This window comes from Burkholderia anthina (assembly GCF_902498995.1).
GTDB classification, from domain to species: Bacteria; Pseudomonadota; Gammaproteobacteria; order Burkholderiales; family Burkholderiaceae; genus Burkholderia; species Burkholderia anthina.
In genome coordinates this window covers 45,093-69,197 of sequence record NZ_CABVLY010000022.1, presented here as the reverse complement: position 1 = coordinate 69,197, position 24,105 = coordinate 45,093, and the positions used below count along the sequence as shown (strand labels likewise).

At 68.9% G+C, this 24,105-nt stretch carries 24 protein-coding genes; 16 read left to right on the top strand and 8 right to left on the bottom strand.

The features are described 5' to 3' along the window. Positions 1-3: 3 nt before the first annotated feature. The 4 genes from BME24068_RS25380 to BME24068_RS25365 are packed head-to-tail and all read left to right on the top strand — an operon-like array spanning position 4 to position 4,391. Complete coding sequence (locus tag BME24068_RS25380; protein WP_096505927.1) at positions 4-1,140, top strand: ABC transporter permease; 1,137 nt, start codon at positions 4-6, stop codon at positions 1,138-1,140. After that, positions 1,137-1,841, top strand: a complete 705-nt coding sequence (locus tag BME24068_RS25375; RefSeq protein ID WP_172441909.1) for an ABC transporter ATP-binding protein — start codon at positions 1,137-1,139, stop codon at positions 1,839-1,841. The genes BME24068_RS25380 and BME24068_RS25375 overlap by 4 nt, the downstream gene beginning before the upstream one ends. Then, positions 1,838-2,923 (top strand): HlyD family secretion protein, encoded by a 1,086-nt coding sequence (locus tag BME24068_RS25370; RefSeq protein ID WP_174927761.1) that lies wholly within the window; start codon positions 1,838-1,840, stop codon positions 2,921-2,923. Before BME24068_RS25375 ends, BME24068_RS25370 begins: the two co-directional genes overlap by 4 nt. Next, entirely contained in the window at positions 2,901-4,391 is a 1,491-nt protein-coding gene (locus tag BME24068_RS25365) for an efflux transporter outer membrane subunit (protein WP_174927760.1), read from the top strand. The genes BME24068_RS25370 and BME24068_RS25365 overlap by 23 nt, the downstream gene beginning before the upstream one ends. Positions 4,392-4,547: 156 nt before the next feature. On the opposite strand, the gene BME24068_RS25360 is transcribed toward BME24068_RS25365, so the two are convergent. Further along, on the bottom strand, positions 4,548-4,967 hold the full coding sequence (locus BME24068_RS25360) for a hypothetical protein (RefSeq protein WP_096505919.1): 420 nt from the start codon (positions 4,965-4,967) through the stop codon (positions 4,548-4,550). A 284-nt stretch (positions 4,968-5,251) separates the two neighbouring features. On the opposite strand from BME24068_RS25360, the gene BME24068_RS25355 reads away from it, so the two are divergent. Then, entirely contained in the window at positions 5,252-6,664 is a 1,413-nt protein-coding gene (locus BME24068_RS25355; RefSeq protein WP_174927759.1) for an MBL fold metallo-hydrolase RNA specificity domain-containing protein, read from the top strand. 99 nt (positions 6,665-6,763) lie between these two features. Here BME24068_RS25355 and BME24068_RS25350 read toward each other — a convergent pair whose 3' ends face one another. Genes BME24068_RS25350 through BME24068_RS25330 form a run of 5 tightly spaced genes read right to left on the bottom strand, consistent with a single transcriptional unit; the run spans position 6,764 to position 11,921 of the window. Continuing rightward, positions 6,764-7,804, bottom strand: coding sequence for a zinc-dependent alcohol dehydrogenase family protein (locus BME24068_RS25350; protein WP_096505915.1), 1,041 nt, complete (start codon positions 7,802-7,804; stop codon positions 6,764-6,766). Further along, a complete protein-coding gene (locus tag BME24068_RS25345; protein ID WP_174927758.1) occupies positions 7,801-8,832 on the bottom strand; it encodes a bifunctional enoyl-CoA hydratase/phosphate acetyltransferase in 1,032 nt (343 codons plus the stop codon). The genes BME24068_RS25350 and BME24068_RS25345 overlap by 4 nt, the downstream gene beginning before the upstream one ends. Then, entirely contained in the window at positions 8,829-10,649 is a 1,821-nt protein-coding gene (locus BME24068_RS25340) for a PHA/PHB synthase family protein (protein WP_174927757.1), read from the bottom strand. Before BME24068_RS25340 ends, BME24068_RS25345 begins: the two co-directional genes overlap by 4 nt. Continuing rightward, positions 10,646-11,392 (bottom strand): beta-ketoacyl-ACP reductase, encoded by a 747-nt coding sequence (locus tag BME24068_RS25335; protein ID WP_174927756.1) that lies wholly within the window; start codon positions 11,390-11,392, stop codon positions 10,646-10,648. Before BME24068_RS25335 ends, BME24068_RS25340 begins: the two co-directional genes overlap by 4 nt. After that, positions 11,382-11,921, bottom strand: coding sequence for a hypothetical protein (locus BME24068_RS25330; protein ID WP_096505907.1), 540 nt, complete (start codon positions 11,919-11,921; stop codon positions 11,382-11,384). Before BME24068_RS25330 ends, BME24068_RS25335 begins: the two co-directional genes overlap by 11 nt. Before the next feature lie 190 nt (positions 11,922-12,111). Here BME24068_RS25330 and BME24068_RS25325 point away from each other — a divergent pair, with 190 nt between their 5' ends. The 4 genes from BME24068_RS25325 to BME24068_RS25310 all read left to right on the top strand — a co-directional run bounded on the left by BME24068_RS25325 (position 12,112) and on the right by BME24068_RS25310 (position 15,565). Continuing rightward, positions 12,112-12,951, top strand: coding sequence for a universal stress protein (locus BME24068_RS25325; protein WP_174927807.1), 840 nt, complete (start codon positions 12,112-12,114; stop codon positions 12,949-12,951). An 8-nt stretch (positions 12,952-12,959) separates the two neighbouring features. Next, on the top strand, positions 12,960-14,159 hold the full coding sequence (locus BME24068_RS25320) for an acetate/propionate family kinase (protein WP_174927755.1): 1,200 nt from the start codon (positions 12,960-12,962) through the stop codon (positions 14,157-14,159). 69 nt (positions 14,160-14,228) lie between these two features. Next, positions 14,229-14,732, top strand: a complete 504-nt coding sequence (locus BME24068_RS25315) for a universal stress protein (protein WP_174927754.1) — start codon at positions 14,229-14,231, stop codon at positions 14,730-14,732. Further along, the gene (locus BME24068_RS25310) at positions 14,729-15,565 is read left to right on the top strand and encodes a universal stress protein (RefSeq protein WP_174927753.1); all 837 of its coding nucleotides are present in this window, start codon (positions 14,729-14,731) and stop codon (positions 15,563-15,565) included. The genes BME24068_RS25315 and BME24068_RS25310 overlap by 4 nt, the downstream gene beginning before the upstream one ends. A 55-nt stretch (positions 15,566-15,620) precedes the next feature. Here the strand turns inward: BME24068_RS25310 and BME24068_RS25305 are convergent, their stop codons facing one another. Next, positions 15,621-16,091 (bottom strand): universal stress protein, encoded by a 471-nt coding sequence (locus BME24068_RS25305; protein WP_096505896.1) that lies wholly within the window; start codon positions 16,089-16,091, stop codon positions 15,621-15,623. Between the two features lie 248 nt (positions 16,092-16,339). Between BME24068_RS25305 and BME24068_RS25300 the strand changes: the two genes are divergently transcribed. The 3 genes from BME24068_RS25300 to BME24068_RS25290 all read left to right on the top strand — a co-directional run bounded on the left by BME24068_RS25300 (position 16,340) and on the right by BME24068_RS25290 (position 20,123). Further along, positions 16,340-18,337 carry a PAS domain S-box protein gene (locus BME24068_RS25300; RefSeq protein WP_174927752.1) on the top strand — a complete coding sequence of 666 codons (1,998 nt, stop codon included), beginning with the start codon at positions 16,340-16,342 and terminating at the stop codon, positions 18,335-18,337. Continuing rightward, positions 18,334-18,981 carry a response regulator gene (locus BME24068_RS25295; RefSeq protein ID WP_096505892.1) on the top strand — a complete coding sequence of 216 codons (648 nt, stop codon included), beginning with the start codon at positions 18,334-18,336 and terminating at the stop codon, positions 18,979-18,981. Before BME24068_RS25300 ends, BME24068_RS25295 begins: the two co-directional genes overlap by 4 nt. 368 nt (positions 18,982-19,349) lie before the next feature. Beyond that, complete coding sequence (locus tag BME24068_RS25290; protein WP_096505890.1) at positions 19,350-20,123, top strand: helix-turn-helix domain-containing protein; 774 nt, start codon at positions 19,350-19,352, stop codon at positions 20,121-20,123. 25 nt (positions 20,124-20,148) lie between these two features. On the opposite strand, the gene BME24068_RS25285 is transcribed toward BME24068_RS25290, so the two are convergent. After that, a complete protein-coding gene (locus BME24068_RS25285) occupies positions 20,149-21,138 on the bottom strand; it encodes a zinc-dependent alcohol dehydrogenase family protein (RefSeq protein ID WP_174927751.1) in 990 nt (329 codons plus the stop codon). 175 nt (positions 21,139-21,313) lie between these two features. Between BME24068_RS25285 and BME24068_RS25280 the strand changes: the two genes are divergently transcribed. The 4 genes from BME24068_RS25280 (at position 21,314) to BME24068_RS25265 (ending at position 23,993) form a co-directional block, all read left to right on the top strand. Beyond that, complete coding sequence (locus BME24068_RS25280) at positions 21,314-22,321, top strand: Acg family FMN-binding oxidoreductase (protein WP_174927750.1); 1,008 nt, start codon at positions 21,314-21,316, stop codon at positions 22,319-22,321. Positions 22,322-22,340: 19 nt separating this feature from the next. Next, entirely contained in the window at positions 22,341-22,676 is a 336-nt protein-coding gene (locus tag BME24068_RS25275; protein ID WP_174927749.1) for a c-type cytochrome, read from the top strand. Positions 22,677-22,731: 55 nt separating this feature from the next. Further along, a complete protein-coding gene (locus tag BME24068_RS25270) occupies positions 22,732-23,640 on the top strand; it encodes an LOG family protein (protein ID WP_239008019.1) in 909 nt (302 codons plus the stop codon). A gap of 137 nt (positions 23,641-23,777) precedes the next feature. After that, positions 23,778-23,993, top strand: coding sequence for a hypothetical protein (locus BME24068_RS25265; protein ID WP_174927748.1), 216 nt, complete (start codon positions 23,778-23,780; stop codon positions 23,991-23,993). Positions 23,994-24,105: the final 112 nt, after the last annotated feature.

Below are 24,105 nucleotides of genomic sequence, written 5' to 3'. Positions count from 1 at the left end.
ACCATGAACGGCATCCTGAGACTCGCGTTCAAGCTGCTCGTCAACGACAGCGCGAAATTCACCGCGCTGACCGTCGGCATCACGTTCTCGGTACTGCTGATGATCGAGATGACGTCGCTGTTCGCCGGCATCCTGAACAAGTCGTCGGCGTCGGTCATCAATATCGGCGCGAAGGTCTGGGTGATGGACCCGGCCGTGAAGACGATCGCGAACAGCATCGGCATGCCCGACTACGTGCTCGATGCGGTGCGCAGCATCGACGGCGTCAAGTACGCGGTGCCGCTCTACTCCGGCGCCGCGCTCGTGAAGCTGCGCTCCGGCACCTACCAGGCCGTGACGGTGGTCGGCCTCGACGACGCGAGCCTGCTCGGCCGCCCGACGATGCTGCAGGGCCGCATCGAGGACATCTACGCGGAGAACGGCTTCATCGCGATCCAGGATCCCGAGTTTCCGAAGCTCGAGAATCCGGCCGTCGGCACCGATTTCGAGCTGAACGATCATCGCGGCGTGATCGTCGGCATCGCGAAGGTCGCCGCGAGCGGCCTGTTCGGCACACCGACGCTCTACACCACGTACGCCCGCGCGATCCGGTACATCCCGTCGCCGCGCTTCACGACGTCTTACATCCTCGTCGAGCCGAAGTCGGATGCGGACATCGCACACATCCAGGCAGTGGTGAATGCGCTCGGCTATCGCGCGTACACGCGCGACGAATTCATCGCGCAGATCTCGCGCTTCTACAAGTACGAGACCGGGCTCGGCACCAACATCATGCTGATGACGATCATCAGCTTCATCATCGGGCTGTCGATCTCGGGCCAGACGTTCTACGCGTTCATCCTCGAGAACCTGGACAAGTTCGGCGCGCTGAAGGCGATCGGCGCGAAGCGCCACGAGCTGGTCGCGATGATCCTGTTCCAGGCGACCTTCACCGCGCTGACGGGCTACGGCATCGGCGTCGGGCTGTGCGTGCTGATGATCAGTCTCGCGAAACTGCAGATTCCCGACTACGCGGCGCTCATCACGTTCGGCAACCTGTCCCTCGCGTTCGGCATGGTGGTCGTGATCGCGACGATCTCGAGCTATCTCGGCGTGCGGCGCGTGCTGCGCATCGAGCCGTTCGACATCTTCCGGGGATGACGATGGCCGGCATCGCGATCGACGCCCGCGGCGTCAGCAAATGGTTCGGCGAAGGCGATGCGCGCACGCAGGCATTGCGCGACGTGTCGATGCAGGCGAACTTCGGCGAGATGCTGCTGATCGTCGGGCCGTCCGGCAGCGGCAAGACGACGCTGCTCAGCGTGATCTCGGGCATCCTGCGCCCGGAATCCGGCTCGGTGGCGATCGACGGCGTCGACCTGTGGGCGCAGCCGAACGACGCGATCGCCGACTTCCGGCTGAACCGGATCGGCTTCGTGTTCCAGGACTATCACCTGTTCCCGCGGCTCACGACCGCGGAGAACGTCGCGATCCCGCTGATCCTGAAGCGCCGGCCGTGGGATGACGCGATGAAGGAGGCGCTCGTCTATCTCGACGTCGTCGGGCTCAAGAACCGCGCGCAACTGCCGCCCGTCAAGCTGTCCGGCGGCGAACAGCAGCGCGTCGCGATCGCGCGCGCGATCGTCAGCCAGCCCGACCTGCTGATCCTCGACGAGCCGACCGCGTCGCTCGACGGCGACACGGGCCGCATGATCATCGACTTCGTCAAGCACAAGGTGCTGAACGACACGCGCTGCATCGTGATCGTCACGCACGACGCGCGGATCTTCGAATACGCGGACCGCATCCTGCGCATGGAAGACGGCCAGCTCAACGGAATCGAGCGCGGAGGTGCGCGATGAAACACCGGCTCGTGTTCGTGGCGGCCCTGCTCGGCTTCCTGGCAAGCCTCGTGGCCGCCTGGGTTTACAGTCGTCAGGAACCGCCGCAGCCGCCGGTATTCAAGCCGGCCGCCAATCCGTACGCGCGCGGCGTCTATGCGAACGGGATCGTGGAGAGCGAGCAGCCGGCCGGCGCGAACGTGAACGTCTATCCGGACGTGTCGGGCGCGGTGACGCGCATTCTCGTGCACGACGGCGACCCGGTGAAGGCCGGCGACGCGCTGCTGGCGATCGACGACTCGGTGCAGCGCGCCACCGCCGCCCAGCTCGCGGCACAGGCGGACGCGGCAGACGCGCTGCTCGACGAACTGAAGGCGCAGCCGCGTCGCGAGGTGCTCGACGTGGCCAGCGCGCAGACGACGGCCGCGCAGGCGAGCCTGAAGCTCGCGCAGGATCAGTACGACAAGCAGCGGCACGCGTACGACATCGATCCGAAAGCCGTCAGCCGCGACGCGCTCGACACGGCCGCGAACGCGGTGCGCGTCGCGGCGGCCAACCTGGACGTCGTGACGCGGCAGTATCGTCTGACCAAAGCCGGCGCATGGCGCTACGACGTGCGCAACCAGGAAGCGCAGGCCATCGCGCTGCGGCGCGCGGCCGACGCGGCGGCCGCGCTGCTGGCCCGCTACACGCTGCGCGCGCCCGCCGACGGCACGGTCCTGGCGATGAATGCAGCCGTCGGGTCCTACCTGACCTCGCAGGGGCTGTACGACACCTACACGCAGGGCAACGCGCCCGTCGCGGTGCTCGGCACGCCGGTCGACCGCCTGCAGGTGCGCTGCTACATCGACGAAATCCTGATCCATCAGTTGCCCGACCTCCATGCGCTGAAGGCGCACATGTTCGTGCGCGGCACGTCGGTCGAGGCCGATCTCCAGTTCGTCCGCGTGCAGCCGTACGTCACGCCGAAGATCGAGCTGTCCGACCAGCGCACCGAGCGTGTCGACGTGCGCGTGCTGCCGGTCATTTTCCGTATCGTGCCGAACAGGAATGTGCGGCTGTTTCCCGGGCAGATCGTCGATGTGTACGTCGCAGGCAAATAACGGCATCCATCGCGCGCATGCGCCGCGCCGCCGGGCGGGTGCGCTGGTCATCGCCGCGCTGCTCGCGGGATGCACGGTCGGGCCGGACTTCGTCCCGCCGCCCGCGCCGCGCGTCGCCCGCTTCGTGCCGCCCGGCGATCCGCGCGCGGCGGCCGGCCCCTGGCGCGGCGACGGCCGGACGCAGGCATTGTCGGCGGATACGGCGCTCACGCGCGACTGGTGGACGCGCTTCGGCAGCCGCGCGATCGACGCGACCGTCGACGAAGCCCTGACCGGCAGCCCGACGCTCGATCTCGCCGAAGCGACGCTGCGGCGCAGCGAACACGCACTGCGGGCCGGCCAGGGCATCTTCTTCCCGCAGATGGATGCGCAGGCCGGCGCGGCGCGCCAGCGTGATGCGCCGCTGCGCACGGGCCAGGCATTGCCGGCATCGATCTTCAACCTGTTCACGCTGTCCGCGACGGTCAGCTATACGCTCGATCTGTGGGGCGGCGAACGGCGCCAGGTCGAAGCGCTGGCGGCCGGCGTCGATGCGCAGCGCCAGGCGCTGGCGGGCGCCTACCTGATGCTGACCGCCAACGTCGTCAACACGATGGTCGCGCGCGCCGCCTATCGCGACGAGACCGCGGCCACGCGCGAAATGATTACCCTGCTCGACGAGCAGATTCGTCTGACGCACGCGCAGGTGACGGCCGGCGCAGCGGCCTACGTCGCGGTGCTGACGCTGGAATCGCAGCGGGCGTCGCTCGAGGCGGCCCTGCCCGCGCTCGACCAGAAGCGCACGCAGGCCGACGACCTGCTTGCGCTATTGGCCGGCCGCTACCCGGTCGACTGGCAGACACCGGACCTGTCGCTCGATGGCATCGCGCTGCCCGCCAGCCTGCCCGATACGGCGCCGTCGTCGCTGGTGCGCCGCCGGCCCGACATCCTGCAGGCGCAAGCCCAGTTGCACGTGGCCGGCGCGCAGGTCGGCGTCGCGACGGCCGCGCTCTACCCGAACCTCACGCTGTCCGCATCGGGCGGATTCGACAGCATCGTCGCCGGCCAGCTGTTCGCGCCGGCCGGCCGCGCGTGGAGTGCCGGCGCCGGGCTGACCGCGCCGCTGTTTCACGGCGGCACGCTGCTGAACCAGCGGCGCGCCGCGCAAGATGCGTACGACGAAGCCGATGCGAGCTACCGGCAGGTCGTCCTGTCGGCGTTCTCGCAGGTAGCCGACACGTTGCGCGCGCTCGCCAACGACGCGACGGCGCTCGACGCGCAGGCCCGCGCGATGGCCGCCGCCCGCGATGCGCTGAAGCTGACGCAGGCCGGCTACGACGCGGGCATCGCGGGCTACGTCCAGTTGCTGGTCGCCGACGTGCAATACCATCAGGCGCGGATTGCGTGGCTGCAGGCCGTCGCGCAGCGCCTGCAGGACACGGTCGCGTTCTACGTCGCGCTCGGCGGCGGCTGGGGCGACGCGAGCTGACGTGCGAGCTGACGACCGGGCTGACGACCGGGCTGACGACCGGGCTGACGACCGGGCTGACAAACAGGCTGACAAATAGACTGACAAACGGGCCGACAAGCGCGCCGCGCGGGCATTCCGCCGCGTTCAGCCCGTTTGCGCGACGATGCCGGGCCGCTACCAGGGCGGCAGTTCCGCCCAGCCGAGCGGGCCGTAGACGGTGCCGCCGGCGGCCTCGATCTTCTCGACGAACGCGGCAAGCGTCGTCCCGGCCGGAACGGTCAGCGTCATCGCGTCGACGAAATCCTCGCTGCGCAGCCACGGCACCGCACCGCGGTTGATCTGCTGGACGCTCCATGCCTGCCCGTGCCGCCCGGCCTCGGGCGGCAACAGGCGCGGCGCATCGAACGCAACCCGGAGCAACTGCGCGCGCGAATCGCCGTACGGCGGTTTCGCGGCGTTCTGGTACGGCACGTCCGCCCAGCGCTCGCCGCATTGCTCGTCGAGCGGCAAGCAGGTAAACCACGCCCACGGCGAGCGGACGAAACACAGCCGGTAGAGCGGCCCGGCCCCATCCAGATTGGCGATCAACGTCATGATGAGTGCATCCCGAAAGGCCCGTGAAACCGATACGCATCGCGTGCGCGGCATGCGCGGATAACGGGGTCACGACACGACACCGCAGATACCGCAGGCGCGCACGCCATCACTATTCTGCCACCGCCGGGGCCGAAGGTTGATCGTCGTCAAGCCGTGTGCCCGTCCGCGCATCTTGCCCGGCGCGCAGGGATATCCCGCAATTCCTGATTTCGGTCAACCGCCGCGCGCGCATTCGGGATGTAATCGATTCACTGCTCCCTCGACTCCCGGTGAGGCGATCCATGAAACTGACTTTTCTCGGTGCGACCGAAACCGTGACCGGCTCGAAGTATCTGGTCGAGCATGGCGGCCGGCGCGTCCTTGTCGACTGCGGCCTGTTCCAGGGCACGAAGAACCTGCGGCTGCGCAACTGGCGTCCGCTGCCGCTCGCGCCCGACACGCTGGACGCGGTCGTGCTCACGCACGCGCATATCGATCACACCGGCTATCTCCCGTTGCTCGTGCGCGAAGGGTATCGCGGCCCGGTGTACTGCACGGCGGCCACGGCCGAGCTCTGCGACATCATGCTGCGCGACAGCGCGCGGCTGCAGGAAGAGGAAGCCGACTTCGCGAACCGGCACGGCTATTCGAAGCACCATCCCGCGCAGCCGCTTTACACGCTGGACGACGCGCAGCGCGCGCTGCACCTGCTGAAGCCCGTCGCGTTCGACGAATGCACCGCGCTGGGTGGCGGGCTGGCGTTTCGCCTGCTGCCGGCCGGGCACATTCTGGGCGCGGCGAGCGTCGTGATGCACTGGGATCACAAGGTGCTCGCGTTCTCCGGCGACCTCGGCCGCTATCACGACCCGATCCTGCAGCCGCCGCAGCCGCCCGCGCATGCGGATTACCTGGTGGTCGAATCGACGTACGGCGACCGCCTGCATCCGGTGTCGGATCCCGAGAACGAACTGGCCGCGCTGTTCGACAAGACCTTCGCGCGCGGCGGGGTCGTCGTGATGCCCTGCTTCACCGTCGGCCGCGCACAGGAAATCCTGCACTACATCGCGCGGCTGAAGGCATCCGGCCGCATGGCGCGCGTCCCGGTATTCCTCGACAGCCCGATGGCGACGGACGTGACCGAGATCTATCGCCACCATATCCTCGAACACCGGCTGACCGTGTCCGAAGCGAACGCGCTCGGCCACGCGGCGACGATGATCCGGTCGGTCGAGCAGTCGAAAGCGATCGCCGAACATCATGGCCCGATGGTCATCATCGCCGGCAGCGGGATGGCGACCGGCGGGCGCGTGCTGCATCACCTCAGCCGCTACGCGCCCGATGCGCGCAACACGGTCGCGCTGGTCGGCTATCAGGCCGCCGGCACGCGCGGGGCGGCGCTTGCCGCACACGAGCCGACGCTGAAAATTCACGGCGAGTACGTCCGCGTGCGCGCGCAGGTCGAATCGATCACGGCGCTGTCGGCCCATGCCGACTACGAAGAGATTCTCAAGTGGCTCGGCACGATGCAGTGCGCGCCCGTGCGGACCTTCATCACGCATGGCGAACCCGCCGCCGCGGATGCATTGCGCCGGCGTATTTCGGAGACCCTGCATTGGCCGTGCGAGGTGCCGACTTACGAGCAGTGCGTCGATCTGGACGCAGTCGAAGCCGGCGGCACGCAGGCGCCTGCCGCGCTGTCGTCCCGGCTGGCCTGACGACCCTGACGGACCTGGCGGCGCTGCCGGCGAAAACACAGGCCGCGCGTGACGACGGGCAGCAGACGATCCCGATTCCCGTCACGCGCGGCCGCGCAATCAGCCGACTTCGATGATCACCTTCAACGCATGGGTCTGCGCGGCGCGCCCGAACGTGTCGTACGCGCCTTCCACGTCGTCGAGCGAGAACCGGTGCGTGATCAGGCGCGTCGGATCGATGCGCCCGGCGCGCACGGTCTTCAGCAGCATCGGCGTGCTGACCGTGTCGACGAGCCGCGTCGTGATCGAGATGTTGCGATCCCACAGTTTTTCGAGGTGCAGGTCGGCCTTGACGCCATGTACGCCGACGTTCGCAACCACGCCGCCCGGTGCGACGAGCGACGTGCACATCTCGAACGTCGCCGGAATGCCGACCGCCTCGATCGCGCAATCCACGCCGACGCCGTCGGTCAGCTTCATCACTTCCGCCACCGGGTCGCCGTCGCGGCCGTCGAAGCAGTCGGTGGCGCCGAAGTGCCGGGCGATCTCGAGCCGGTTGCTGTCCGGGTCGATCATGATGATCCGCGCGGGCGAGTAGAACTGCGCGGTCAGCAACGCGGCCAGCCCGATCGGCCCCGCTCCGACGATCGCGACCGAGCACCCCGGCTGCACCTTGCCGTTCAGCACGCCGCATTCGAATCCGGTCGGCAGGATGTCGGACAGCATCACGAGCGCGTCCTCGTCCGCGTCTGGCGGAATCCGATACAGGCTGGTCTGCGCATGCGGGATGCGCACGTACTCGGCTTGCGTGCCGTCGATCCGGTTGCCGAGAATCCAGCCGCCGGTCGTGCAATGCGAATACAGCCCGCGGCGGCAGTACTCGCAGCGGCCGCACGACGAAATGCACGAAATCAGCACGGGATCGCCCGGCTTCAGCGAGTCGACCGCGGCGCCGACCTGCTCGACGATGCCCACGCCTTCATGGCCGAGAATGCGGCCGGGTTCGCACGTCGGCACGTCGCCCTTGAGGATGTGCAGGTCGGTGCCGCAGATCGTCGTGCGCGTCACCCTGACGATCGCGTCGGTGGGCGACTGCAGTTCCGGTTTGGGCCGCTGTTCGAGCGCCTTGCGCCCGGGGCCGTGGTAAACGAGTGCTTTCATCGCTGCTCCTCCATCGAAAGGATGGCCTGTTGGTTGGTCAACGCCGGCGCATGCCGAGCCTGCACCAGCAATGCTGCGAGCGCGCAGGACGCGACCCGGACGGCAACGCCGTCGGCGCGGCTCGTCAACACGATCGGCACGCGCGCCCCCACGACGATACCCGCGTTCGCGGCACCGCCCAGGTATTCGAGTTGCTTCGCGAGCATGTTGCCCGCTTCGATATCGGGAACGACCAGGATGTCGGCGCGGCCGGCCACCGGCGAATCGATCCCCTTGTCGCGCGCGGCCCGCTGCGATATCGCGTTGTCGAACGCGAGCGGGCCGTCGACGACCGCCCCGGTGAGCTGCGCGCGCTCGGCCATCTTCGCGAGGGCCGCCGCGTCGAGCGTCGAACGCATCGCCGGATTGACCGTCTCGACCGCGCACAGCACCGCCACGCGCGGGCAGCCAACGCCCAGCGCATGCGCGACGTCGATCGCGTTCTGCGTGATGGCCGCCTTCTGCGCAAGATCCGGCGCGATGTTCACGGCCGCGTCGGTCAGGATGAACGGCCGCGGATACGCCGGCGACTCGATCAGGAAACAGTGGGACATGCGCTTGTCCGTGCGCAGGCCCGATCCGGCGGCGACGACCGCGCCCATCAGCTCGTCCGTATGCAGGCTGCCCTTCATCAGCGCGCCGGCGCGGCCGGACGCCGCGAGCGCCACCGCGCGCGCCGCCGCCGCGTGACTGTGCGGCACGTCGTCGATCGTCCACTTCGCCAGATCGACGCCCGCCTCACCCGCCACGCGCAGCACCTTCGCGCGCGGCGCGACGATCAGCGGCTCGATCGATGCGCCCAGCGGCGACGCGGCGATGGCGGCCAGCGCGACGAGGCTGGCCGCATCGCACGGATGCACGACGGCGACGGTGAGCGGCGGCGCGCTGCGTGCACGCGCGATCAGCTCGGGCGGTGTGCCGTCCGCCCGCGGCAACAGCCCGGGCAGCCGCGCGCCGTCCGGCGTATCTCGATGCAGGTCGCCGTTCATGTTTCGAGCACGTAGGTGCCGGGCGCCGCGCCGAAACCGGCGGCCGGCACACGGGCCGGCACGTCGCCCGACGAATGCGCGTGCAACCAGTCGCGCCAGCAGGTCCACCACGATCCGTCGACCACGGGCGTGTCGCTCACGAAGTCATGCCGGCTCCGGTAAGGCGCGCCGGGCTCGCGCGTCGCGCAGCGATAGTGGCGTCCCGGATGCCCGGGTTCGGACACGATGCCGGCATTGTGGCCGCCGGACGTCAGCACGAACGTCAGCGCGTGGTGCGTGAGCAGATGGAGCTTGTAGACGGAACGCCAGGGCGACACGTGATCGCGCTCGGTGCCGACCACGAACGTCGGCACGTCGATATCCGACAGCGCGACCGGCCGCCCGTCGACGCAATAGCGGCCCGCCGCGAGATCGTTGTCGAGAAAGAGCCGCGTCAGGTACTCCGTATGCATCCGGTACGGCATGCGCGTGGTGTCCGCATTCCACGACATCAGGTCGTTCGGCTTCGTGCGCTTGCCGAGCAGGTATTCGCTCATCATCCGCGACCAGATCAGGTCGCGCGCGTTCAGCAGTTCGAATGCGGCGGACATCTGCGCGCCGTCCAGGTAGCCCTGCCGCCACATCAGCGCATCGAGCGCGGACAGTTCGCTGGCGTCGATGAAGAGACCCAGTTCGCCGGGTTCGCTGAAATCGGTCTGGGCGGCCAGCAGCGTGACGGAGCGCAATGCGTCGTGCTGGCGGCCGTCGCGCGCGAGCGCCGCCGCGCCGATCGCCAGCAGCGTGCCGCCGAGGCAATAGCCGACCGCATGAACGGCTTCGCCGCAGATCGACCGGGCCGCGTCGAGCGCCGCCATGCAGCCGTCACGCAGATAATCGTCGAGGCCGAGCGCGCGCGCCTCCGCGCCCGGATTGCGCCACGACACGGCAAACACCGTGTAGCCGGCATCGACCAGGAAGCGGATCAGCGAATCGTGCGGCTGCAGATCCAGGATGTAGTACTTCATGATCCACGACGGCACGATCAGGATCGGCTCGCGTGCCACGTCGGCCGTCGTCGGATCGTATTGCAGCAGCTCGCACAACGCGTTGCGCCATACGACGCGGCCCGGCGTGATCGCCACGTCGCGCCCCGGCAGATAGGTGCGCGCATCGCGGGCCCGCGCGCCGTTCGCGCGCTCGAGCCACGCGGTCGCATCGTCCTGCCAGTGCCGCAAGCCCGCCGCGAGATTCGCGCCGCCGCTGCGCATCGTCGCGTCGAGCACGACCGGGTTGGTCGCCAGGAAATTGCCCGGCGAGCATGCGTCGAGCCACTGTCGCGCGGCGAATCCGACCAGTTCCTCGTGGTGCCGTTCGACACCCGGCACGCCGCGCGTCGCGTCGCGCCACCAGCGCTGGATCGACAGGAAGCCGTCGCGATACGCTCGATACGGCCATCCGGCCCAAACGGGCGCGGCGAAGCGCGGATCGGCCTGTCCCGCGTGCACGGCCAGGCCGCTCGTGTCCGCGGCGCCGGCCTCGCCGTCGCCCTGGTTTGCCGCCGGTACAAAAGCAGCCAGCCACGCCTGCGTCGCGAGCTCGAAGCATTTTCCCGGCGACACCGCCAGATGCGCGCCCCAGTCGAGCATGGCCAGTGCAAGCGATACGGGTGACAGCCCGAAGGTCATCGCGGCTACGTTCGCGTGCGCCGCGCGGTTCCATTGCTCGGCGGGTGTCGTATCGGCTTGCGCACATTCGATCGCGCCCGACGCCGGTTCTCCGGTATCCGGCAGCCGTATCGATTCGCGCCCGACCGGCGCGCGCATGGCAGGTGCGTTCATCTCATGTGCATCCCGCCGTTGACGTCGAATTCCGCACCGGTCGCGAAAGCCCCCGCGTCGGAGCACAGAAACGCGACGAGCGCGGCGATTTCGTCGGGATCGCCCAGCCGGCCGACCGGAATCTGCGGCAGGATCTTCGTATCGAGCACCGTCTTCGGCACCGACTCGAGCATCGCGGTGGCCAGGTAGCCGGGCGCGACCGTGTTGACCGTCACGCCGTGGCGCGCGAGTTCGAGCGCCAGCACCTTCGTGAAGCCATGGATGCCGGCTTTCGCCGCCGCATAGTTCGCCTGCCCGTATGCGCCGCGCGAACCGTTCACCGAGCCGATGTTCACGATCCGCCCGAAGCCGGCTTCGATCATTCCCGGCACGAACGGCTTCGTCATGTTGAACATGCCGTCGAGATTGGTGCGCAATACCGCATCCCACATGCTCTTGGTCATCTTCACGAAGGTGGCGTCGTGCGTGATGCCGGCATTGTTGACGAGCACGTCGACGCGCCCGAACTCGGCCAGCACGCGCGCCGCGCAATGCTCGCACGAATCGAAGTCGGCAACGTCGACCTCGAACGCATGGAAGGTCCGCCCCGCCTCGCGTTCGCGCGTGAGCCACGTCGCGACGTGGTCGTTGCGTTCCGTATGCGACACCGCCACCGTCATGCCGGCATCGTGCAGGCGGCGGCTGATCGCGGCGCCGAGCCCGCCCATTCCGCCGGTGACGAACGCGACACGCTCAGCGCACATGATCGCTCTCCCGTACGCCGGCGATGCCGTTCAAGGGCCGGGCGGAAACCGGCGATGCGTCATGCGCGCCGGCCGCGTCCTCGATCCCGCGCTCCAGTGCCGCCATCCACTCGGCCCACGGCATGCTGGCCTCGTTGACCACGGCCAGTCGTCCCAGATCGGGCAGCCAGTCGGTCTGATAACGCGACAGCGCACCCGCGCCGTATTCGCGCAACCAGCTACGCCACGTGCCGGCGCTCTCGTATTGCGCCCGCATGCACATCTCGGTGGCATCCTGCCAGATCGCGAGGCTCGCGATCGCATGGTCGCGCATCACCTGCTGCGTTGCCTCGCCGAAGGCCGTCCACGCTTGCGTTTGCGCAAGCGACTGCTGCAGCCGGCGCACCGTGTCGCGGTCCTGCTCGATGCGCCGCCCGGCCAGTGCATGCCATTCATGCTGCCAGTCGCGGTTCAGCGCGACCATGCGCAACGCGAGATCGCAGCCCGCGCGGCAAACGTCGTTCGGTGTCGTCAAAGCGTACGTGCTCATCGGCTTCCCTCTTTCGATCCGGTCAATGGGTTGACATCCCGCGTCGTGCCGCATGCCCCGCATCGGCATCGCGACCGTTTCACTGTGCGGCCACGGCGCACGCGGGCCGTTGATCTGGGTCAAGCGCGCGGAAAGCCTGCTTCGTAGACTGGATTGCACTGGCGGATCACCCGTCGATGGAGCGATTCCGATGAGCTACAAAAGCATGGTCGTGCACCTCGATACGAGCGCCCGCGCGCATTCGCGACTCGAGTTCGCGTTGCGTCTCGCCCGGCGCTTCGGTGCCCATCTGACGGGCCTCTTCGCGGTCTACACGCCGGAACCGAATTCGTTCTACGTGATGGCCGGGTCCGCCGATTATTTCCGCGCGCACCGCGAACAGCGCGACGAACGGATGGCCGCGCTGGAACGCCTGTTCCATGCGGAAACCACTCGCGCGAAAGTGCCCGCCACGTGGGTTCACGCGGACGAGCGCGCCAATGCGGCCGTGCTGCGCGCCGCACGTCTTGCCGACCTGGTGATCGCCGGGCAAAGCGACCCGAACGATCCCGAGACCTATATCGACGACCAGTTTCCGGAGAGCCTCGTGTTGTCCGCCGGCCGCCCGGTGCTGTTCCTGCCGTACACGGGGGAATTCCCGTCGGTCGGCGAACGGGTGTTCGTCGCGTGGGACGGCAGCCGGGAGGCCACGCGCGCCGCGCACGATGCGATTCCCTTTCTCGAACATGCGAAGCGCACGACGGTCGCCGCCGTGGTCGACGGCGATTCGCAAGCGGCGACCCTGCGCATTCCGGCCGCCGATGCCGCGTTGATGCTGGCGCGCCATGCACACGACGTGGCCGTGCTCGACATCGATACCGGCACCGGCCCGGCGGTCGGCGACACGTTGCTGTCACGCGCCTATGAAACGGGTTCCGACCTGCTCGTGATGGGCGCCTACGGCCATCCGCGCTGGCGCGAGCTGGTGATGGGCGGCGCCACGCGCACGGTGCTGGCGTCGATGACGATGCCGGTGCTGATGTCGCACTGAGCCGGCCGATGCGTACGCTCGCGCTCCTCGTCGTCAACGCCGGTTCGTCGAGCGTCAAGTTCGCGGTCTTCGCGTACCCGCCGCACGGCGATCCCGAGCGGCGGCCGCTGCACGAAGGCGAAGCGGTCGAGACCGGCAACGGCGTGACGATCCGCTTCGATGCGGAACCGGACGGCGTGCTGCCGAGGGTTGCCGGCGATCCGTACCGTGCCGTGCTCGCACGGATCGCGACGTGGATCCGCGAGCAGTTGCCGCACATCGCGCTGGGCGCGATCGCGCATCGCGTCGTGCACGGCGGCGCGCGGTACGTGGAACCGGTGGTCGTCGACGATGCCGTGCTGGATGCGCTGCGCACGTTGACGCCGCTGGCGCCGCTGCATCAGCCGCACAGCCTGGACGCGATCGACGCGCTGCGCGACGCGTTCCCCGACGTCCCGCAAATCGCCGTGTTCGACACGGCGTTTCATCGCACGCTGCCGCGTGTCGAGCAACTGCTGCCGTTGCCGCATGCCTGGTTCGACCGGGGCGTGCGTCGCTACGGGTTCCATGGCCTGTCGTACGAATACCTCGCCGTCGCGCTCGACGAGTCGTTCGGCGCACGCGCGCACGGCCGCGTGATCGCCGCGCACCTCGGCAGCGGCGCGAGCCTGTGCGCGCTGCGCGAGCGCCGCAGCGTCGCGACGACGATGGGCTTCTCGGCACTCGACGGATTGATGATGAGCACGCGCTGCGGGACGCTCGATCCCGGCGTCGTCCTGCACCTGCTCGAGGCCGGGCAATTGTCGGGCGACGCACTCGGGCACCTGCTCTATCACGAGTCGGGGCTCAAGGGCGTCTCCGGTGCGTCGGGCGATCCGCGTGTCCTGCTCGCGTGCGAAGCGGCCGGCGACGCGCAGGCCCGCGATGCGCTCGCACTGTACGTCCATCGCATCGTGCGCGAAGCGGGTGCGCTTGCCGCGCTGCTCGGCGGCCTCGACATGCTGGTCTTCACGGCCGGCATCGGCGAACACTCGGCGCCATTGCGCGAGCGGATCTGCGCGTCGCTCGGCTGGCTCGGCATCGCGCTCGACCCGGGCGCGAATGCCGCTCATGCGCACGTCGTGTCGTCCGCGTCGAGCGCGGTCACGGTGGTCGTCGAACCGACCAACGAAGCATGGGTCGCGGCGCGCGCCGCGGTACGCGTGCTTCGCGGCAATCGGGACGCTTGATCCAGATCAGCGCGGGCGGCGCGCATGCGCCGAAGATGATTCCATCGCCATCCGTTCAAGGGAAACGCCATGTACTCGAACATTCTGGTTGCGCTCGACGGCAGCGATACGTCGTCCCGCGCACTCGACGCCGCGCTGAACCTCGCGTCGGAGACGGGTGCGCGGCTGACCCCCGTCTATGTCGTCGATTTCCTGGTGCCGGCCTACGACACGTACGGCTACGATCCGTCGATCCTGATCGATGCATTCCGGGAGGAGGGGCTGCGCGTCACGGAGGACGCCGCGAAACGCATGAAGGCACACGGCGTGACCGGCACGCCGCAGATCTCCAATGTCGCGCCGGCGGGCGAAGACATTGCGCAACGGATCGTCAGTCTCGCCGCCGAGATCGAGGCCGACCTGATCGTGATGGGCACGCACGGCCGGCGCGGTTTTCGTCGCCTCGTCCTCGGCAGCGTGGCCGAACGCGTGCTGCGCCATGCCACGCGCCCGGTCCTGATGATTCCGGCGGGTTGTGCGTCGACGGCATCCGCCGGAACCCCTGCCGCATCGACCGAAAAGGAACCGTCATGAGCTACAAGACCCTGCTCGTCCATCTCGACGACAGCGCGCGCTGCGCGACGCGCGTCGAGCTCGCGCTCGAACTCGCGGGACGCTGGAACGCGCATCTGACCGGCCTCTACGTGGTCTGCCAGGATCTGTTCGAACCGTTGCGACGCCCTGACGAACCGCTGAAGCTGGCCGTCTACGAACGCCTGTGCGACCAGCGGCGCCAGGAAGCCGAGGAGCGGTTCCTGGCGGCCGCCGAGCGCGCGGGACGCAACAACGTCGAGTGGCAGGCGCCGACCGGCGACGCGACGGCCGCCGCGATCCTGCATGCGCGCCACGCCGACCTGCTGGTGCTCGGCCAGGAGGATCCGGACGACCGCATGACCTACGTGGCCCGCCATTTCGTCGAGGACGTCGTGATGGGCAGCGGACGGCCGGCGCTCGTCGTGCCCTACGCGGGCGACGTGCGAACGCTCGGCGAGAACGTGCTGATCGGCTGGGACGGCGGACGCGAAGCCGCTCGCGCGATGGCCGACGCACTGCCGCTGCTCGCCCGCGCGCGCTTCGTCAACGTCGAGACGGTCACCCACGGGCATCCCGATCCGGACAGGACGCCGGCGGGCGTCGACGTCGCCGCGTATCTCGAACGGCACGGCATTCGCGCGTCGTTCTCCGCCACGCCGCGCGATCGGTCGGTGAGCGTGGGCGCGACGCTGCTGAACCGGGTGACCGACCTGCATGCGGATCTGCTGGTGATGGGGCTGTACAGTCATGCCCGCATGCACGAACGCGTGCTGGGCGGTGCCACGCGCACGATCCTCGAGACGATGACGGTACCGGTCCTGCTGTCTCACTGAGTGAGCGCGTGAAAGCGGGTAGCCGCATCCGGCTGCCCGCCTCCCGTCACGACCGTCACAACACGCCGGCGCACGCGCCCGGCCCCTCCCGTACGACCAGCACCGGCCGGTCCGCGATGCGCACCAGCGATTCGGCGACGCTGCCGAGCACCGCCCGGCGCACGCCGCGACGGCCATGCGTGCCCATCACGATCAGGTCCGCGTCGCATTCGGCGGCGGCGCGCGCCAGCACCTCCGCAACGTCCTCGCCATACGCGTCGATCGTTTGCGCGATGCCGCGCACGCCGGACAGCTGAAACGCCGTTTCCGCGTCCGAGACCGCGATCGCGGCCTTGTCCGCGTCCAGTCCGCCCGGCGCGTACTGGTCGATATAGCCGCTGTCCACATCGGCCAGCCGCAGCGCGTCCGATACCACGCACATGGCGATGACCAGGCTGCCCGCATCGCGGGCGAGCGAAATCGCCTCGTCGAGCGCGAGCCGCGCACTGCGGCTGCCATCGAGTGCCGCGAAGATCCTTTGGTACATGACGCCTCCCTGCTGTCGTCCGGGTTCGATCGGCCGGTCCAGCCAGTCTGCTCCCCGCGGGCACCTTTCCGTTGATGCCGGTCAAGCGCGCGACGCGCCGCCCGTCCGCACCGGTCCCGATTGGCGAACGCCGGCAAAGCGGGCACAATTTCGGGCGACATCGCAGTTCCGGCCTGCCCCGCTTTTCGTGCCCCGCGCCCGGCCCGCCGCCAGCCAGCCGCCGGCGCAATCCGTCAGGATGAACGGCAATGACAGTGAATGCGCCCCCCTTCAAGGCCGGGCCGGTTCCGCACCGGACGCGCCCCGCCCGCCATGCAGCCGCGGCCGCGCTGCTGACGCTGGCGCTGGGTCTGGCCGCAACGTTTGCGGCGTCCCGGTCGCTGCAGAACGCGGCCCGGCAAGCCGCCCAGGCCCGGTTCGAGCAAACCGCGACGCTCGCGACCGCCGACCTCAGGCGCAGCCTCCTCGGCGCGGCCGCCATCTTGCGCGGCGCGCGCGGCTTCGCGTCGGCACTGGCCGCGCCGCAATCCGGCGCGGCGTGGCGCGGCTATCTCGCCAGTCTCGATCTGGACGGATTGCAATCCCCAGTCCGCAGCCTCGGAAGAATCGAACCGGGCGCCGCCATCGGCGATCTGTCGACCCGGCAGGCACTGCGGCGCGCGGCGGAAACCGGCAAGGTCGCGCTGGCCGCGAACGCGCTCCAGGACGGCACCGATGCGGCGCTCGCCCGGACGGCACTGACGCTGTACTTGCCGATTGATGCGAACGCCGAAGACGGGCCGTTGTCCGGGCCCCGGCACGCGAGCGCGACCGGATACGTCTATGCGTCGCTGAATCCCGATCGTCTCGTCGATGCGTCCGTGCTCGGCCGGCTTCACATGGAAATCGTCGCCGACGATCCGGCGGCGCCCGTGTATTCCGGCGGCTTCGGCGGCGGCGATGACGCCGACGTCCGCGATACGTTCAGGCGAACCGACTCGCTGACGTTCGGCGGCACGCCGCTCACGCTGCGCTACGGCGCACCGCGCGCCGCCCTGTCCGGCGCCGCGACGGCCGTGCTGCCGGCCGGCATCGCGCTGTCGCTGACGCTGGCCGCGCTCGTGCTGCAGATCACCGCGAAGCGCGCGCGCGCCGGTACGACACACGCCAACGACAACCCGCCCGGCGATGACCGGATGATGGCCATCATCCGGTCGTCGATGGAGGCCATCATGACCGTCGACGAACGCCAGACGATCGTGATCTTCAATCCGGCCGCCGAACGCGTGTTCGGCGTCTCGGCGATGGATGCGATCGGTGCGCCGCTCGCCCGCTTCATCCCCGAGCGCTTCCGCGCCGCGCATGCGGCGCACGTCGAGCAATTCGGCGTGACCGGCGTGTCGGAGCGGCAGATGGGGCGGCAACGCGTGCTGTTCGGCTTGCGCGGCGACGGCACCGAGTTTCCGATCGAGGCGTCGATCTCGCAGATCCGCGACGGCGCCGGCAAGCTGTATACGGTCATGCTGCGCGACGTCACCGAGCGGGTGCGCGCCGAAAACGCGCTCAAGCAGTCGCGCGAGGAGCTGCGCGAGCTGTCCGCCAACCTGCAGAACGTGCGGGAGGAAGAGAAAACGCGCATCGCCCGCGAGCTGCACGACGATCTCGGCCAGCAGCTCACCGCGCTCAAGATGGATCTCTCCGCCGTCGAGCTGGGGCTCGCGGGCGGCGTCGTCCCCAACACCGGCGTGCGCGAGCAGTTGGGCGGCATGCATCGCCTGATCGATTCGACCGTCGCGTCGGTCCGGCGCATCGCGGCCGATCTGCGGCCCGTGATGCTCGACGACCTGGGCCTCGTCCCGGCGATCGAATGGCTGGCGAACGATTTCACGCGCCGTTACCGGATCACGGTCGAGCGCGACCTCGCCCCCGTCGATGCCGCGCTCACCAGCGCCGGCGCAACCACGCTGTTCCGCATCGTGCAGGAGGCGCTGACCAACGTCGCGCGGCACGCGGACGCGACGAACGTGAAGCTCGCGCTGAAAATCGAAGACGGCTACTGCATGCTGCGCATCGCCGACAACGGTCACGGCGTGCCCGCCCCCCGCCGCGACGCGCACGATCGGCCGTCGTTCGGCCTGATCGGCATCCGCGAGCGCGCGCACATGCTCGACGGGACGGTGACGATCGACAACCGGCCGGGAGCGGGATTCACGATCACCGTGGCGCTGCCGCTTCACGCCATCCAGCAAGGAGACGTGCTGTCATGATCAGGGTACTCATCGCCGACGACCACGCCCTCGTCAGGGACGGCCTGCGGCACATCCTGCAGAACGCAAGCGGTTTCGACGTCGTCGGCGAAGCGCAGGACAGCGCGTCGACGATCGCGCTCGTGCGCGGCAAGGACGCGAACGTGCTCGTGCTCGACCTGTCGATGCCCGGCCGAAACGGCGTCGAGCTCATCAAGCAGATCAAGGACGAGAAGCCCGCCTTGCAGATCCTCGTGCTGACGATGCATGCCGAACAGCAATATGCGGTGCGCGCGTTCCGCGCGGGCGCGTCCGGCTACATGACCAAGGAAAGCGCCAGCGCCGAACTGGTCGCCGCGCTGACCAAGATCGCGGCCGGCGGCGTCTATGTCAGCCTGACGATGGCCGAGCAATTCGCGCAGAGCCTGAACGAGCCGACCGATCTCCTGCCGCACCAGCGCCTGTCCGACCGCGAGTTCGACGTCTTCCGCCGCGTGACGTCCGGCGAGCCGATTTCCGAAATCGCGCAGGCGCTCTGCGTCAGCGTCAAGACCGTCAGCACGTACAAGACGCGGATCCTCGAGAAGATGCAGATGCCGAACGACACGGCGCTCGTGCGCTACGCGATGCGCCACAAGCTGTTCGACGACCCGGACGAGCTCTGACGGCGGCAAGGCCGCCGGCTGCCGTCGCGTTGCCGCGGCATGCGCTCCCCGCCCGCAACACGCGCGACAAGACGCCGCACCGCTGTAGGAATCGGCCTACAGCGCTTCCACCTCACCTACCGCATCTTCAATTCCGGCTGATTTTCTTGACGCCGCGCAACGTCCATACTGCACCTCAAGAAAAACAACCCAGCGTGCCTCCCGGAGCAAAGGCAGCATCACCGTCGAGACCTGTGTACCGGTTTCTCGGCCCGCCCGGTGCGGCGCTTCCATCAGGAAGGCGGCAACAGCCAGGGCCGCCGGTACAACGGCCAGCGCGATCCCGTCTGACGGCGATTCGCCGCTGCCGCCACGAATTGGAGCCGATCATGCAGAGCAATGCCGATGTCTCGACGACCATGCCGTTACGCCCGTTCATCCCGCTGCATTCCGTCGCGCCGGTGGACCAGCCGAAGCGCGCCGCGTCCCGCTGTTCGACGTGCGCACTACGCAGCGTGTGCATGCCGTCCGATCTTTCTCCTGACGATTTCGCGCGCGTCGACGCGATGATCTGCACGACGCGCCACGTCAGGCGCGGCGAAACGCTGTTTCGCGCGGGCGACACGTTCAACAGCATCTATGCGGTGAGAACCGGGTCGTTCAAGACCATCGTGATGCATCGCGACGGCGACGAGCAGATCACCGGCTTCCAGATCGTCGGCGAGTCGCTCGGGCTCGACGGCGTGTACACCGGACGCCACAACGGCGACGCCATCGCACTCGAGGACAGCACGGTCTGCATCATCCCGTTCGGCCAGCTCGAGCAGATGTGCCGCGAAGTGCGGCCGATGCAGCACCACGTGTATCAGATGATGGGCGGCGAAATCGTGCGCGAATCCTCCCAGATGCTGCTGCTCGGCACGATGACGGCCGAGCAGCGCGTGGCCGCGTTCCTGCTGAATCTTTCCGCGCGCTTCAAGGCGCGCGGTTACTCGGCCGCCGAATTCGTGCTGCGGATGACGCGCGACGAGATCGGCGAATATCTCGGGATGAAGCTCGAAACGGTCAGCCGCATGTTGTCGAAGTTCCAGCACAAGGGGCTCGTCGCGGCGCAAGGCAAGCAGATCCGGATCGTCGATCCGGACGGCCTCCGGCAGATCTGAGCGCGCCGCCGATGCGGCGCGCGGATCAACCGCGCGTGTCCAGCACGGCGGCGCCCGACACGCGCCCGCCGCGCAAATCGTCGAGTGCGCGGTTCGCATCGGTCAGCGCATAGCGCACCGTCTCGACCCGCAGCGGCATCGCGGCGGCGATCCGCATGAATTCGACGGCATCCGCACGCGTCAGGTTGGCCACCGACGCGATGCGGCGCTCGCCCCATAGCCATGCGTACGGAAAGCCCGGGATGTCGCTCATGTGAATGCCGCCGCACACGACGATCCCGCCTTTGTCGACCGCACGGAGTGCGGCCGGCACCAGGGCGCCCACCGGCGCGAAGATCAGCGCGGCGTCGAGGGGCTCGGGCGGCGCTTCGTCGCTGCCGCCGGCCCATGCCGCGCCCAGCGACAGCGCGAACTGCTGCGCCACCGTATCGCCAGGCCTGGTCAGCGCAAACACCTTGCGTCCCTCGCCATGCGCGACCTGCGCGACGAGATGGGCCGCCGCGCCGAAACCATAGATGCCGATGCGGCGAGCGTCGCCCGCCATCCGCAAGGTGCGATAGCCGATCAGCCCGGCGCACAGCAGCGGCGCGGCTTCCGGATCGGCATAACGCCGCGGCAGATGCACGCAATACCGATGATCGGCAACGGCGCACTCGGCATAGCCGCCGTCGACCGTATAGCCGGTGAATCGCGGGTCGTCGCACAGATTCTCGCGACCGGACATGCAATACGCGCACTGCCCGCACGTCGCGCCCAGCCACGGAACGCCCACCCGGTCGCCAACCGCGAAGCCCGTCACGCCTTCGCCCAGCCGGCGCACCGTGCCGACGATTTCGTGTCCGGGAATCAGCGGCAGCTTCGGGTGCGCGAGCTCGCCGTCGACGACGTGGAGATCGGTCCGGCATACGCCGCATGCGTGTACGTCGATCAGTAGCTGCCCCGCCGCGGGCGACGGGGCCGGCACGTGCGCTTCGCGCAGGTGCGGTGTCGTGCCGTCAAACATCATCGCAAGCATGTTCGCCTCCTCGCGCGATCGTCGCCGCACGCCGTGCCTTCCAAGGCTAGTCGTTGCGCGTCGCGCGCGCACCACGGCGTGCCGGACGCTTGATGTGGGTCAACGGCCGCCGGACGGTTGCTGACACGATGAAGTGGTGCGACGCCGCCAGCGCGGCGACCTGGAGACGATCCAAATGATAGCCGTTCCCCCGCTTGCCGCAAGCGCCCATCCCGACCAGCAGTTGCGGTCGCTCGTGGGCTATGCGGTGCTGGCGCCGTCCAGCCACAATTCCCAGCCGTGGCGCTTCCTGGTCAACGGCGCCACGATTTCGGTCTGCGCGGACCGCATGCGCGCGTTGCCCGTGGTCGATCCGTTCGATCGCGAGCTGATCATCAGTTGCGGAGCGGCGTTGCTCAATCTGCGCGTCGCGCTCAATCACGCCGGGCTCGCGCACACGATCAGCACGTTTCCTTCCGAAGTCGACCCCGATCTCCTTGCGCTCGTCCGGGTCTGCGACGACGGCTATTCCGATGCGTCGCTCGGTACGCTGTTCGATGCGATTGCGGATCGCGTCACGACGCGCGCGCCGTTCGAATCGACGGCCGTTCCGGACGAGATCCAGCAGGCGTTGATCGCCGCCGGCGTCGCGGAAGGCGCCGACATCGCTTGCGTCGACGCGATCGCGCATCGGGCACGCGTGGCCGAGCTCGTCGCGGAAGCCGATCGCCAGCAGTTCGCGGACCCGCGCTTTCGCCGCGAGCTGGCGAGCTGGATCGATCCGCGCCGGCACGTGGACGGCATGCCGGCGTTCGCGGCCGGCGTGCCCGCGTTGCTGGACTTCGCGGCGCCGCTCGTGACGACGGCGGTACGGACCTTCGATCTCGGCAACGGGCTGGCTGCACTGCATCACCAGCTCGTCGGCGCATCGCCGCTGATCGTCTGCATCGCGACCGCGCGCGACGATCGCGATGCGTGGCTCGCCGCCGGCCAGGCGCTGGAGCGGATCCTGCTCGTCGCGACAAGCGCCGGGTACACCGCGTCGTACCTGAATCAACCGATCGAGACGGCCGAGCTGCGCGCCCACCTGCGCCACATGCTCGGCCTGCGCGGCGAGCCGCAGTTGCTGCTGCGCGTCGGGCGCGGCCCGCATACGCCGCATTCGCCGCGTCGCCCGCTCGACGAAGTGATCTCGTTCTCCTGATCTCGACGAGGAAACGAACATGAGCATCATGCGTTGCGCCGCCTTCTGCGCGATTGCCGCGACGGCCGGCATGGCCGCCGCGCAGACCGCCGTGCCCGAGCCGACCGAACTCGTCGACGCGCAGCACTGCATGTTCTGCCACACGCCCGACATGACGTTCCTCGGGCCGTCATTCCACGAGATTGCGGATCGGTACCGCAGCGATCCGAATGCCGGCGCGGAACTCGAACGCAAGCTGCGCGTCGGCGGCCGCGTGCACTGGGGCGACACGCCGATGCCGTCCGCGATCGATCGCGGCGGGCCGCTTTCCCCCGACGACGCGCATCGGCTCGTGCAATGGGTGTTGAGCCAGTGACCGTCGCTCGCGCCTTCGACTCGTGTCGACCGTGGTCAAACGCGTGCGCCCCGGCATGACGAACGGCAACGGCGGGCTGCAGCGCGCCCCGCGTCGCGCACGGCGCATCGCCAAACGCCCGAACCGCACCCCGGCCGATGAAGACGCGGCGCTGCTGCAACGCGCGGGCATGCGGGGCATCCGGCTGCAACTCGACTACTGGAAGGCCGAAGAGCGTCTGCAGAACGACCGCATCGGCCATGCGGTCGTGATCTACGGCAGCACGCGCATCGTTGCGCCGGCCGTCGCAAATGCGCGGCTGGAGGAAGCGAATCGCCTGCTCGCGGAACGCCCGCACGACTCGGGCCGGCGGCGCGCCGTCACGAGCGCGAGCCGGCTCGTCGAGCACAGCGTGTATTACCGCATCGCGCGCGAGTTCGGGCGCATCGTCGCCCACGCCGATCGATGCACGCGCACCGCGCGGCTCGCGATCGTCACGGGCGGCGGCCCCGGCATCATGGAAGCCGCCAACCGCGGCGCGTACGAGCGCGGCGCGCCGAGCATCGGCTTCAATATCGAGCTGCCGCGGGAGCAGGCGCCGAATCCGTACATCACGCCGGATCTCTGCTTCCGGTTTCACTATTTCGCGATCCGCAAGCTGCACCTGCTCGAACGCGCGAAGGCGGCGGTATTTTTCCCGGGCGGCTACGGCACGTTCGACGAACTGTTCGAAGTACTGACGCTGCTGCAGACGCGCAAGATCGCGCCGCTGCCGGTCATTCTCGTCGGCGAAGCATACTGGCGCCGCGCGGTCGACCTGGCGTTTCTCGCGGACGAAGGCATGATCGACCGCCGCGACCTCGCGTTGCTCACGTATTGCGAATCCGCCGCGGAGATCTGGCACGCGATCGGAAGCTGGTATGCGCGATGTCGGGAACGCGCGCCGGCACGCCGCCATGCTTCGTCGAAGGCGCGCGTCGTCTAGAATCCGCCGACGGCATCGGCACGATTCCTACCACGGCTTCGGGCAGGGCCGATTGAATCGCACCGTGACGACAACGAGACTGAAAGCACCGAAAACGGTTGTACGATATACCGCTCGCAGGCACGAGGAGAGATGCCATGTCACACGCCCCCTACCGCACCGCCCCGGACAATCCGTCCGACACGCAGGCACTCGACATGCAGGCACGCGTCGCGCTCGCTCGCGACGCCGGCATGCCCGTGATACTCGACGGACAGATCGGGCGCGAGCGCTACGAAAGCGTGACGGGATCGGTCGCCACGCTCGCCCGCTTCGCCGGGGCGCTGCGATTGCCGGTGCCCGAAGCTGCGTGAAGCGGAACGTGGCCGCATCGTGACGCGGCACCCGCATCCCGTGCGACGGCATCGCCGCGAACCTTCGACGCCAGGGTTGCGCGCGCACCGCCGTCTCGTCCGCCTGCCGGCA